We start from the raw sequence: 11960 nt of genomic DNA, 5'->3' as shown, positions 1-11960 counted from the left end.
ATCGCTCCTCTCAATGTTTGAAGTGTCGAACTGACGTGAACACCATCGTGATGCCGTGACGGTTCGCCGCTTCGATCGACTCTTCGTCACGAATCGATCCGCCCGGTTGAATGATGGCCGTGATCCCGGCCGCAGCCGCAGCCTCGACCGTATCGCCCATCGGGAAGAACGCATCGCTACCGAGAGCGGCCCCTTGAGCACGTTCCCCTGCTTGTTCGAAAGCGATTTTCGCCGCGCCGACGCGGTTCATCTGTCCCGCACCGATGCCGATTGTCGTCTCGTCTTTGGCGACGACGATGGCGTTTGATTTCACGTGTTTAACGACACGCCACGCAAGTTTCAAGTCTTCCCATTCAGACGCCGTCGGACGACGGTCCGTCACGATTTGGCATGACGCATCATCGAGTGTGACGTCGTCCCCATCTTGTACGAGGAGACCGCCCGCGACGGCTGTCAAGCGCATCCCTGTCATCTGGCCCATATCGAGCGTCAATAACCGAAGATTCTTTTTCTCTTTCAATCGGTCAAGTGCTGCCTCACTAAAGGATGGCGCGATGATGATTTCTAGGAAGATGTTGCGGAGCGCCTCTGCCGTTTCCACATCGACTTCACGGTTCAAGGCGACGATGCCCCCAAAAATCGAGACCGGATCGGCCGCATGGGCTCTTGAGAACGCCTGGCTGATTGTTTCTCCGACAGCGACACCGCACGGGTTCATATGTTTGACGACGACCGCTGCCGGCTCCGTCAATTCGCTGAGCGCCTCGAGCGCCGCATTCGTATCTTGGATATTGTTATATGAGAGTTCTTTGCCGTGCAGTTGCTTCGCGTTCGCGAGCGTCATCCCGTGATAGAGCGGCGTCTTATAAAACGCTGCCTGCTGGTGCGGGTTTTCCCCGTAACGGAGGTCTTGTACTTTCTCATACGTGACCGTGAGCTGTTCCGGGAACGTCTCGCCGATCTGCTGCCCTAAATAGTCGGCAATCAAGGCGTCATACGCCGCCGTGTGACGGAACGCTTTTGTCGCAAGACGTTGACGTGTTTCGAACGTCGTCCCGCCGGCACGAACCGCTTCGGCCACATGACCGTAGTCGGCCGGATCAACGACGACCGTCACGCTGGCATGGTTTTTCGCGGCTGAACGGAGCATGCTCGGTCCACCGATATCGATATTTTCAATCGCTTCTTCATACGTCGCATTCTCTTTCGCAATCGTCTGTTTGAACGGGTATAAGTTGACGACGACATAGTCGATTGGCTCGATGTCATGGTCTCTCATCTGTTCGACGTGCGAGTCCAAATCGCGGCGTCCGAGCAGGCCACCGTGAACGAGCGGATGGAGCGTCTTCACGCGTCCGTCGAGCATCTCTGGGAACGACGTCACTGCTGAGATGTTTTTTACCGGAAGGCCGGCCGCGATGAGCGCTGCTTCCGTCCCGCCTGTCGAAATGAGTTCGATGCCCGCTTCATGCAACGCCTGTGCGAGCTCGACGATTCCTGTTTTATCTGACACACTCAGTAATGCTCTCACTTGAAAACCTCCTGTTGGATAAACACTTGTTGTAGTACGCGCGGATAGAGCTGATGCTCGACCGCTTGGATGCGTCTTGCCGCTTCGGCCGCATCACAGCCTGCGATGGCGACGTCTTGTTGGGCGATGATTGGTCCCGTGTCCATCCCGGCATCTACGTAATGAACCGTGACCCCGCTCGTCGGCACATTCGCCGCGAGCGCCTGACCGATGGCGTCTTTTCCAGGGAACGCCGGTAAGAGCGACGGATGGATGTTGATGATTTGCTTTGGATACGCGGTAAGCAGCACGTCCCCAATCAACCGCATATACCCGGCCAAGACAATATAGTCGGCGCCGAGTGCCTGTAGTAGGACGAGTATTTCTTGTTCGAATTCCGCTTTTGAGGCGTACGTCTTCGGTTCGAACGAGAAGGTCGGGATGTTGAACCGATCGGCCCGCTCGAGTACTTTCGCTTCTGGTTTGTCCGTGACGAGCAGGACGCATTCCCCTGACAAGTCGCCTCGGTCAATGGCTTGCCAAATCGCTTCGGCGTTGCTACCGGACCCGGAGGCGAAGATGGCAAACTTTTTCACTGGTCGACCCCCATGATGCGGACACCCGGTTTGGCATCGACTTTCCCGATGCGATGCGACGTCTCTCCGGCGCGCTCGAGCGCAGCTTCGACAGCTTCGACATCTTCAGGACGGACTGCGATCATGAAGCCGATACCCATATTGAACACGTTGAACATCTCTTGTTTCGAGACGTGCCCGACTTGTTCGAGCCAGTCGAACACGGGCAGGCTCGGCCAATTCGATGCGTCGAATGTGACACCGAGGCCTTCCGGCAGCATGCGTGGCACGTTCTCGTAAAAACCGCCGCCCGTGATATGGGCCATGCCTTGGACACGCCCCGTCGCGATGGCCGCTTTCGCCGCCTCGGAATAGATGCGCGTCGGCAACAAAAGGGCGTTCCCGAGCGTCGTGTCGAGCATGGCGATCTCATCAGTGTAGGCGAGCCCTTGCGATTCGACGATATGGCGGACGAGCGAGAATCCGTTTGAATGGACACCCGATGATGCGAGTCCGAGGACGATGTCCCCCGCTTCAATCGTCCGTCCATCGATCAGTGCTTCCTTCTCGACGACACCGACGGCGAATCCGGCGATGTCATATTCGCCGTCCGGATACATCCCCGGCATCTCGGCTGTCTCGCCTCCAACGAGGGCACAGCCCGCTTGGACACAGCCTTCGGCGACTCCTGCGACGATGCGCTCAAGTTTGGCCGGTTCCGCTTTTCCGGTCGCGATATAGTCTAAGAAATAAAGCGGTTCGGCCCCGTGGACGAGACAGTCATTGACACACATCGCCACACAGTCAATTCCAATCGTATCATGTTGGTCGAGCGCGAACGCGAGTTTGAGTTTCGTGCCGACCCCATCCGTTCCGCTGACGAGAATCGGATGTTTCAACTGCATCGAGCCAAGGTCAATCATCGCCCCAAAACTACCGAGCCCGGTCATCACTTCTGGACGCATCGTCCGTGCAACGTGACGCTTCATGCGTGATACTGCCTCATAGCCTGCCTCTAAATTCACACCCGCTTGTTCATATCTTAAACTCATCGTCAGTCCCCCTCAAGCTTTTGTCTCTGTTACAAGTTCCGCCAGTTCAGTTGGATAAAGTCCGGTGAAGCAAGCGGCGCACTGCCCGCGCAAGTTCCCTTCGAACGGCCGGTCGATTGCTTCGACCGTCCCATCCAATGTGAGGAACGCCAGTGAATCGGCTCCAATCTCTTCTTTAATCTCTTCGATGGATTTGGTGGCCGCAATCAACTCTTCCTTTGATGATGTATCGATGCCGTAATAGCACGGATGCTTGATCGGTGGTGACGTGATGCGCACATGCACTTCGGTCGCCCCGGCTTCACGGAGCAGTTTGACGATGCGTCGGCTCGTCGTCCCGCGAACGATTGAGTCGTCGACCATGATGACCCGCTTACCGCTCACGACACCTCGCAACGCCGACAGTTTCATCTTGACGCCGCGCTCCCGTAACTCTTGCGACGGTTGAATGAACGTCCGGCCGACGTATCGGTTTTTGATGAGTCCCATCTCGTACGGAATCCCGCTCGCCTCGGCGTAACCGATGGCCGCTGAGATACTCGAATCAGGGACGCCGGTGACGACGTCCGCTTCGACCGGTGCCTCGTCGAACATCTTTTTCCCCATCGCCTTACGGGCCGTATGCACGTTGACGCCATCGATGATCGAGTCCGGCCGCGAGAAGTAGATGTATTCCATTGAACACATCGCGCGGACCGAGGCCTCGCTGTACCGCTCCGACACGATCCCGTCTTGCGTGATCATAAGGAGTTCCCCTGGCTCGACATCGCGTACGTACGTCGCCCCCACGACGTCGAACGCACATGTCTCTGAAGCGAACACGTAGGCTCCGTCCTCGGTCTGGCCGAGCGAGAGCGGACGTAATCCGTGAACATCGACGCCGACGTAGAGCGCGTCTTCCGTCAAGAAGAGGAAGGCGAACGCGCCGACGAGACGAGCCAAGCTATCCGCGATTCGTTCTTTCATCGAGTTGCCTCGGCTCCGCTTAATCAAGTGGGCGACGACTTCCGTGTCAGATGTCGTCTGAAAAATCGCACCTTCCGCTTCGAGCATATGTTTCAACTCGTTGGCGTTGACGAGATTCCCGTTGTGCGCCATCGCCAAATCGCCCGTGAGCGACTTGAAGTGGAGCGGTTGGACGTTCTCGAGCGTGTTGCCGCCTGCCGTCGAATAACGGACATGACCGATAGCGTGATGCCCGGTCAATGCATCGAGCGACGGTTCGTCGAACACTTCAGCGACGAGGCCGAGCCCGCGTTTGGCGTGCAAGCGCTCGCCGTCAGCCGTGACGATGCCTGTCCCTTCTTGTCCCCGGTGTTGCAGGCTGTGGAGGCCGTAGTAGGCGAGGTGTGACGCTTCGTGGTGATTAAATACCCCGAATACCCCGCACTCCTCGTTCATGCCTCGGATGTCATATAACATGGAATAGCTCCTTCCCATACCCGTTCAAGTTCCGTGACGTCCATTTCGATTAGGCGGTCGCTCGCACGCACCGTCAATTGTGGCGTGTCTGTCACCTGTCCGATGCGTGTCGCCTTCGTCAACTTCGCGAACGCATCGGCCTGATGTGGCGCGACTGTGACGAGGAACCGTGACTGTGATTCGCTGAAAAGTGTCGTCACGAGATCTGTGTCGACTGTGACGTCTGCGCCGAAGCCCGTGCCGAACACGAGTTCAGGGAGTGCTGCGGCGAGTCCACCTTCCGATACGTCGTGGGCCGCCGTGACAAGTCCTTCCCGGATTGCTGCGAGGAGCGCTTGTTGCTGACGGCTCTCCGTCTCCAGGTCAAGCGTCGGCGCCTGTCCGCTCACTTCTCCGTCTTGAAGCATTTGGAGCGCACTACCGCCGAACTCAGGTTTCGTCTCTCCGAGCAGGAAGATGATGTCGCCTGATTCTTTCGCGAACGACGTCGTGATATGTTCTGGCTTGTCGATCAAGCCGACCATGCCGACGACCGGCGTCGGATAAATCGCCGTCCCGTTCGACTCATTGTAAAGCGAAACGTTCCCGCCGATGACCGGTGTGTCGAGGGCACGGCACGCTTCGGCCATCCCTTCGACGGCTTGGTCGAGCTGCCAGAACCCTTCTGGCTTGTCCGGGCTACCGAAGTTCAAGCAGTCCGTGAGGGCGAGCGGTGTGGCGCCGCTGGCGACGATGTTGCGCGCTGCCTCTGCGACCGCGATGGCACCACCGACACGCGGGTCGAGGTACACGTATTTGGCGTTGCAGTCCGTCGTCATCGCGAGCGCTTTGTCTGTGTCGCGAATCCGGATAACGGCCGCATCACTTCCTGGTGCAACGACGGTTGATGTTTGGACCATATGGTCGTATTGCTCATACACCCAACGTTTCGAGGCAATCGTCGGCATGGCAAGCACGTCTTTCCATGTCGTGAGTACGTCCGTGACGACCGGTTGGACCGGTGCCATCGCTTGGAACGTCTCATAATATGCCGGTACTTTCGACGGCTTATGGTAGACCGGTGCGTCTTCTGCGAGCGCGTCGACCGGTACTTCGGCTGCGACTTCCCCTTGATGGAGAAGACGGAGCACTTTTTCTTCGATGACGACACCGACTTTGATCGCATGAAGTCCCCACTTCGTGACGATTGCTTCGATTTCATCTTCATGCCCTGCCTTGACGACGAGAAGCATCCGCTCTTGTGACTCGGACAACATCATCTCGTAAGGCGTCATGTCAGCCTCGCGTTGTGGGACGAGGTCGAGGTTCATCTCGATACCCATGCCTGCCTTCGATGCCATCTCGGCCGAAGACGACGTGAGACCAGCCGCTCCCATGTCTTGGATCCCGACGAGGGCTGGGTGCTTAATGACTTCCAAACACGCCTCAATCAACAGTTTCTCCATGAATGGGTCCCCGACTTGGACGGCCGGGCGTTTCTCGTCCGCATCCTCACCGAGTTCTTCCGAGGCGAACGTCGCCCCGTGAATGCCGTCGCGTCCTGTCGTTGCGCCGACGTACATGACCGAGTTGCCGACACCTTCGGCAATCCCTTTTTGAATGTCTTCATGGCGAATGAGTCCGACGCACATCGCGTTGACGAGCGGGTTGCCGGCATAGGCCGGGTCGAACGCGACTTCCCCACCGACCGTCGGGATGCCGACACAGTTGCCGTAACCGGCGATGCCGGAGACGACGTGGCCGAAAAGATGTTTCACACGTGATTCGTTCAAATCTCCGAAGCGGAGCGAGTTAAGGAGTGCGACCGGTCGCGCGCCCATCGAGAAGATGTCGCGGATAATCCCGCCGACACCTGTCGCCGCACCTTGGTACGGCTCAATCGCCGATGGATGGTTATGGCTCTCGATTTTGAATGCGACGGCCTGGCCATCGCCAATGTCGACGATGCCGGCACCTTCCCCAGGTCCTTGAAGGACGTGTTTCCCAGTAGTCGGGAATTTCCGGAGGACAGGCTTCGAGTTTTTGTACGAACAGTGTTCAGACCACATGACCGAGAATAACCCGATCTCTGTATAATTCGGCTCACGACCGAGTAGTGAGACGACGAGCGCGTATTCCTCATCGGTCAAGCCCATCGTGGCGTAAAGTCGCTCTTCACGGATGTGTGTTGCTGTCGGTTCAGTTGTAAGTAGCATGTCGAGTCCCCCATTTCACCATCGAAGTGAATAATCGTTTGCCATCTTCCCCGCCTAAGAGTGCTTCGACCGCTCGTTCCGGGTGTGGCATCATTCCGAGTACGTTACCTTGTACGTTCGTGATTCCTGCGATATTCGCGACCGATCCATTCGGATTGTCGGTATACGTGAAGGCGATTTGCCCGTTCGCTCGGAGCGTCTCGAGTGTCGCCTCGTCACAGTAGTAGTTGCCTTCCCCGTGCGCGATTGGGACTTGAATCGTCTCCCCGAGCTCATAATCGTTCGTGAACATCGTCTCGTTCGTTTCGACTTTCAATTCGACTGTCTTGCACATGAACTTCAAATCACGGTTGCGCATCAATACGCCCGGTAGGAGTCCCGCTTCGACGAGCACTTGGAATCCGTTACAGACGCCGAGCACTGGACGCCCTTCTTCGGCGAATCGTTTCACTTCGTTCATAATCGGTGAGAACTGGGCGATGGCACCACAGCGCAAGTAGTCCCCGTATGAGAAACCGCCTGGTAGGAGCACACCGTCGTACCCATCAAGCGACGTTTCCGTATGGAACACATAGTCCGCTTCTTCGCCGAGGACATCTTTTACGGCATGATACATGTCGAGGTCACAGTTCGATCCGGGGAAGACGATGACAGCGAATTTCATGCGAGTACCCCCATCTCGATTCGATAGTTCTCGATAACCGTGTTGACGAGCAACTTCTCACACATGTCACGCACCATCGCTTCGGTCGTCTCATCTGCCACTTGAAGCTCGATGACTTTCCCGATGCGTACCGACTCTACCCCTGTAAAACCGAGATGTTCGAGCCCACCTTTTACGGCGACGCCTTGTGGATCCAGTACACTTTCACGTAATGTCACGTACACGTTTACTTTTTTCATCGGTCCATTCCCCCTATGCGTGTTAACAGTTGGCTGTATGTGTCTGTCAGAGATCCAAGGTCTCTGCGGAAAACGTCTTTATCGAGCTTTTGTTTCGTCTCTTCGTCCCAAAGCCGGCACGTGTCTGGTGAGATTTCATCGGCAAGGATGATCGTGCCATCGACTTTACCGAACTCAAGTTTGAAATCGATTAAATCGATGCCATGTTCATTGAAGAAATCGAGCAACACATCGTTGACCCACAGACCAAGTTGTCGCAATGTTTCGACTTCTTTATGTGTGGCAACTTGCAGTAAACGGATATGATCCTCCGTTAAGAGTGGATCTCCGAGTGCGTCATCTTTATAGTAAAACTCGACGATTGGTGACAGGAGCGGTGTCCCTTCTTCCCAACCTAGTCGTTTGGCAAGGCTTCCGGCGGCGACGTTGCGAACGACGACCTCGAGCGGAATGATGTCGACACGGCGCACGAGCTGCTCGCGATCCGATAGTCGCTTAATGAAATGCGTCGGAATCTTGTTATCGTGCATGAGTTCGAACAAGCGCGTCGTGATGGCATTGTTCAACACGCCTTTGCCGGCGATTGATTCTTTCTTCCCCCCGTTAAATGCTGTCGCGTCGTCTTTATAATAGACGCGGAGCACACCCTGTTCTTCAGTCTCGAATAACGCTTTCGCTTTACCTTCGTAGATTGCTTCCATCTGTATCGTCCCCCTTAAAAGTGAGAGGGGCATGAAGCCCCTCAACGATCACAAACCACAGCGTTCAAAAATGACATCGACACGGCGCACGTGATGGCTCGGGTCGAATAGGTCGTCGAGCTCGTCACTCGTGAAGAGTGCGCCCATCTCGGCGTCTTGTTCAATCAAGGTGCGGAACATCGTCTCTTCTTCCCACGCTTGCATCGCCTTCGGTTGAACGGCATCATAAGCGGCTTCGCGCGACCATCCTTTTTCAATCAACGCGAGCAAGATGCGTTGGGAGAAGATAATGCCAAACGTCCGGTCCATGTTCCGGCGCATATTGTCCGGGAAGACCGTCAAGTTCTTCACGATATTGCCAAAGCGGTTCAACATGTAGTTGAGGAGACTCGTCGCATCCGGAAGAATGATCCGTTCTGCTGATGAGTGTGAGATGTCACGTTCATGCCAGAGTGGGACGTTCTCATATGCCGTCACCATATGACCGCGAATGACACGGGCCAGGCCGGTCATGTTCTCTGAACCGATCGGGTTACGTTTATGCGGCATTGCTGACGATCCTTTTTGTCCTTTGGCGAAGAATTCTTCGACCTCACGTGTCTCTGTCTTTTGAAGGCCGCGAATCTCTGTCGCCATCTTCTCAATCGATGTGGCAATCAATGCGAGCGTGGACATGTATTCGGCGTGTCGGTCACGTTGTAACGTCTGCGTCGAAATCGGTGCTGCTTGAATCCCTAATTTGTCACACACATACGATTCGATGAACGGATCGATGTTTGCGAACGTACCGACCGCACCACTCATCTTACCGAATTCAATCGTCTCACGGGCTGCCATGAACCGTTTCTTGTTGCGCTTCATCTCTTCGTACCAAAGGGCGAGCTTCAATCCGAACGTCGTCGGTTCTGCGTGGACACCGTGTGTACGGCCCATCATGATGTCATACTTATGTGCCCTAGCTTTTTCAGCGAGGATGTCGATGAAACGGTCGATGTCAGCTTCTAAAATATCGTTCGCTTGCTTAATCAAGTACGATAAGGCCGTATCGACGACGTCTGTCGAAGTCAGTCCGTAATGCACCCACTTCTTCTCTTCACCGAGTGTCTCTGAGACGGCACGGGTGAATGCGATGACGTCATGACGTGTCTCTTGCTCGATTTCAAGGATGCGTTCGACATCAAACGATGCCTTGTCCCATAAGACGGCGACATCTTCCTTCGGGATGATACCAAGTTCGCTCCACGCCTCGCAGGCGTACAGCTCTACTTGGAGCCATGCTTCAAATTTATTCTGGTCTGTCCAAATCGCCGCCATCTCAGGACGGGTATAACGTGAAATCATAAAACGGTCTCCTTCCAAATTGCCAATTGTTCGATGGTCTGAAGCGCTTCTTCGACGGAAGCAGCAATCACGTTCAAATGTCCCATTTTCCGCCCCTGCTTCGCTTCTTCTTTCCCATACAAATGTAGTTTAACATTCGACGGTAACGTTTGCGGGTTCAGCTCGTCCATATGTTCGCCTAACAGGTTGACCATGACGATTGGTGTGTAAAGCGTCGTTCGTCCAAGCTTCATCCCGGTGATTGCCCGAATGTGTTGCTCGAACTGTGATGTCTCACAGGCATCAATCGTGTAATGCCCTGAGTTGTGAGGGCGTGGCGCAAGTTCATTCACGTACAATGAACCGTCTTCCATAATGAACAACTCAACCGCAAGCGTACCGATCAATCCGATGTGGTCAGCGAGTTGGAGGGCCAAATGACGCGCCTCTTCTAAAATATCAGGCTCCACTCGTGCCGGTACAATCGAAAGATGTAAAATATTGTTTCGATGAATGTTCTCGCTGATGGGGAACGTCGTCGTCTCGTGCGTCCCTCTCGTCACGATGACAGAGATTTCTTTTTTAAAAGGAAGCCAAGCTTCGGCCACATATTCCGTCTCTTCGAACTGATCTGTGAACGAGCGTACGTCTTGTTCTGAACGTATTACGATTTGACCTTTACCGTCATAACCAAAACGGCACGTCTTAATCACGAACGGAAAACCTAACACGTCTCTTGCTCGAATGACATCACGGACGGAACGGACTGGAACGTACGGTGCGACTTGAAGACCTGCCCCTTCAATCATTTGTTTTTCAAAGATTCGATGCTGTGTCGCCTTCAAGACATCCATCCCTTGAGGACATTTGTCAGCAATGGCCTCAATCATCGCCGTATCGATGTTCTCAAATTCATAGGTGATGACGTCTGAACGATGTGCAAGTTCACGTGCTGCCGTTACGTCGTCGAATGCAGCGACGATGCTTGGTGCGACCTGAGCGGCGGGCGCGTTTGAGTTTGGATCGAGGCTTAGCGTTTCGTACCCCATAGCACTCGCACTGAGAGACATCATTCGACCTAACTGACCTCCACCTAAAATGCCGATTCTCATTAGATCAGTTCCTCCGTCGCTTGAAGTGCCATATCGCGCTTCGCTTGGCGATACGTATCTAGGCGTTCAACTAGTGCGGGGAATTGCAGGCTGAGGATTTGAACGGCGAGTAGGGCCGCGTTTGTCGCACCGGCACGTCCGATAGCGACCGTTGCTACTGGTACTCCTGCAGGCATTTGAACAATCGAGAGCAAGGAATCAAGTCCATTTAACGCTTTAGATTGAACAGGCACTCCGATGACAGGAAGCGTTGTTTTCGCTGCGACCATTCCCGGTAAATGGGCTGCTCCTCCTGCGCCTGCAATGATGACTTGTATGCCTCTCGCACGGGCCTCTTCAGCATATTCAAACATTAAGTCCGGCGTACGATGTGCCGAGACAACTTGTTTTTCATATGGAATACTCAACTCTTCCAGGATGTCACAAGCATGACGCATCGTTTCCCAATCAGACGAGCTACCCATGATCACACCTACCGTTGCCTTCATTCAAATGTCCCCCTTAAATAAAGAAATCCCTAAACCGAATAACCAGTTTAGGGTATAGGCCACGACAAAAAAATGTCGACTATACCCCATAGTCTGATCAGAATCGGCGATCAGGTAGAAACTTGCGAGCCATTTCCTCGCGATTATATGGAGCACTATTTAATTTGTTATTAACTCACACGCCTATCGTACCTTGTTCATTCAAAACATGTCAACAAACTGCGAACAATTTAATTGTCTGAATATTTATCGTTCGTCTTTAGGTTGTTGAAATACAAAAAAACCGCCACGCATTCGTGACGGTTTGGCATTATGATTCGAGAGCAACGCACTCAAACAAAATCGATTGATGGGAATGTACAGGTTCGTCTTTGGTTCCCGTTTGTTCAAAGACAGGCTTTTCAATCCTACGTACCGGGCGATACCCCATTTGAGCAATTCGATTTAAACAGTCATCGATTGTCTCGTTTGGCTCGACGTATACTTTGATTTTTTTGGCCATCTGTTCTTCCTCTCTTTCATTTGAATCACGATATAAATAAAAAAGCGGCGGCCCTTGAGCGAATGCTCCAGAACCACCGTTTGCCTGGCGACGTCCTATCCTCACAGGGGGAGACCCCCAACTACTTTCGGCGCTGAAGCGCTTAACTTCCGTGTTCGGCATGGGAACGGGTGTGGCCGC

12 protein-coding genes, 1 rRNA gene and 1 riboswitch are annotated in these 11960 nt (G+C 54.2%); all 13 genes read right to left on the bottom strand.

Annotated elements, in window-relative coordinates:
* Positions 1-10: 10 nt before the first annotated feature.
* Entirely contained in the window at positions 11-1531 is a 1521-nt protein-coding gene (purH, locus tag KNP84_RS11540) for a bifunctional phosphoribosylaminoimidazolecarboxamide formyltransferase/IMP cyclohydrolase (RefSeq protein ID WP_215114834.1), read from the bottom strand.
* On the bottom strand, positions 1528-2106 hold the full coding sequence (purN, locus tag KNP84_RS11535) for a phosphoribosylglycinamide formyltransferase (protein ID WP_021065199.1): 579 nt from the start codon (positions 2104-2106) through the stop codon (positions 1528-1530). Before purN ends, purH begins: the two co-directional genes overlap by 4 nt.
* Entirely contained in the window at positions 2103-3137 is a 1035-nt protein-coding gene (purM, locus tag KNP84_RS11530) for a phosphoribosylformylglycinamidine cyclo-ligase (protein WP_021065198.1), read from the bottom strand. Before purM ends, purN begins: the two co-directional genes overlap by 4 nt.
* 12 nt (positions 3138-3149) lie before the next feature.
* Positions 3150-4559, bottom strand: a complete 1410-nt coding sequence (gene purF, locus KNP84_RS11525; protein WP_021065197.1) for an amidophosphoribosyltransferase — start codon at positions 4557-4559, stop codon at positions 3150-3152.
* On the bottom strand, positions 4535-6754 hold the full coding sequence (gene purL / locus KNP84_RS11520) for a phosphoribosylformylglycinamidine synthase subunit PurL (protein ID WP_021065196.1): 2220 nt from the start codon (positions 6752-6754) through the stop codon (positions 4535-4537). Before purL ends, purF begins: the two co-directional genes overlap by 25 nt.
* A complete protein-coding gene (purQ, locus tag KNP84_RS11515) occupies positions 6738-7418 on the bottom strand; it encodes a phosphoribosylformylglycinamidine synthase subunit PurQ (RefSeq protein ID WP_029596116.1) in 681 nt (226 codons plus the stop codon). The genes purL and purQ overlap by 17 nt, the downstream gene beginning before the upstream one ends.
* The gene (gene purS, locus KNP84_RS11510) at positions 7415-7657 is read right to left on the bottom strand and encodes a phosphoribosylformylglycinamidine synthase subunit PurS (protein WP_021065194.1); all 243 of its coding nucleotides are present in this window, start codon (positions 7655-7657) and stop codon (positions 7415-7417) included. The genes purQ and purS overlap by 4 nt, the downstream gene beginning before the upstream one ends.
* A complete protein-coding gene (purC, locus tag KNP84_RS11505; RefSeq protein ID WP_215114833.1) occupies positions 7654-8358 on the bottom strand; it encodes a phosphoribosylaminoimidazolesuccinocarboxamide synthase in 705 nt (234 codons plus the stop codon). Before purC ends, purS begins: the two co-directional genes overlap by 4 nt.
* A gap of 48 nt (positions 8359-8406) precedes the next feature.
* Complete coding sequence (gene purB / locus KNP84_RS11500) at positions 8407-9699, bottom strand: adenylosuccinate lyase (RefSeq protein WP_021065192.1); 1293 nt, start codon at positions 9697-9699, stop codon at positions 8407-8409.
* A complete protein-coding gene (gene purK / locus KNP84_RS11495; protein WP_214837136.1) occupies positions 9696-10790 on the bottom strand; it encodes a 5-(carboxyamino)imidazole ribonucleotide synthase in 1095 nt (364 codons plus the stop codon). The genes purB and purK overlap by 4 nt, the downstream gene beginning before the upstream one ends.
* Positions 10790-11278, bottom strand: a complete 489-nt coding sequence (gene purE, locus KNP84_RS11490) for a 5-(carboxyamino)imidazole ribonucleotide mutase (RefSeq protein WP_021065190.1) — start codon at positions 11276-11278, stop codon at positions 10790-10792. The genes purK and purE overlap by 1 nt, the downstream gene beginning before the upstream one ends.
* A 69-nt stretch (positions 11279-11347) precedes the next feature.
* Positions 11348-11449: riboswitch (purine riboswitch) on the bottom strand.
* 139 nt (positions 11450-11588) lie between these two features.
* A complete protein-coding gene (locus KNP84_RS11485; RefSeq protein ID WP_021065189.1) occupies positions 11589-11780 on the bottom strand; it encodes an NETI motif-containing protein in 192 nt (63 codons plus the stop codon).
* Positions 11781-11862: 82 nt separating this feature from the next.
* A 5S ribosomal RNA gene (rrf, locus tag KNP84_RS11480) occupies positions 11863-11960 on the bottom strand; the annotation flags it as partial.

The sequence above is a fragment of the Exiguobacterium sp. s70 genome (assembly GCF_018618315.1).
GTDB classification, from domain to species: Bacteria; Bacillota; Bacilli; order Exiguobacteriales; family Exiguobacteriaceae; genus Exiguobacterium; species Exiguobacterium chiriqhucha.
Note: the sequence above shows the minus strand (reverse complement) of the source record. Positions and strands in the feature narration are given on the sequence as shown.

Excerpts from the sequence above, each read along its gene's own strand:
- purM (WP_021065198.1), bottom strand. The coding sequence starts at position 3,137 with ATGAGTTTAAGATATGAACAAGCGGGTGTGAATTTAGAGGCAGGCTAT.
- purF (WP_021065197.1), bottom strand. The coding sequence starts at position 4,559 with ATGTTATATGACATCCGAGGCATGAACGAGGAGTGCGGGGTATTCGGG.
- purL (WP_021065196.1), bottom strand. The coding sequence starts at position 6,754 with ATGCTACTTACAACTGAACCGACAGCAACACACATCCGTGAAGAGCGA.
- purQ (WP_029596116.1), bottom strand. The coding sequence starts at position 7,418 with ATGAAATTCGCTGTCATCGTCTTCCCCGGATCGAACTGTGACCTCGAC.
- purS (WP_021065194.1), bottom strand. The coding sequence starts at position 7,657 with ATGAAAAAAGTAAACGTGTACGTGACATTACGTGAAAGTGTACTGGAT.
- purC (WP_215114833.1), bottom strand. The coding sequence starts at position 8,358 with ATGGAAGCAATCTACGAAGGTAAAGCGAAAGCGTTATTCGAGACTGAA.
- purB (WP_021065192.1), bottom strand. The coding sequence starts at position 9,699 with ATGATTTCACGTTATACCCGTCCTGAGATGGCGGCGATTTGGACAGAC.
- purK (WP_214837136.1), bottom strand. The coding sequence starts at position 10,790 with ATGAGAATCGGCATTTTAGGTGGAGGTCAGTTAGGTCGAATGATGTCT.
- purE (WP_021065190.1), bottom strand. The coding sequence starts at position 11,278 with ATGAAGGCAACGGTAGGTGTGATCATGGGTAGCTCGTCTGATTGGGAA.
- KNP84_RS11485 (WP_021065189.1), bottom strand. The coding sequence starts at position 11,780 with ATGGCCAAAAAAATCAAAGTATACGTCGAGCCAAACGAGACAATCGAT.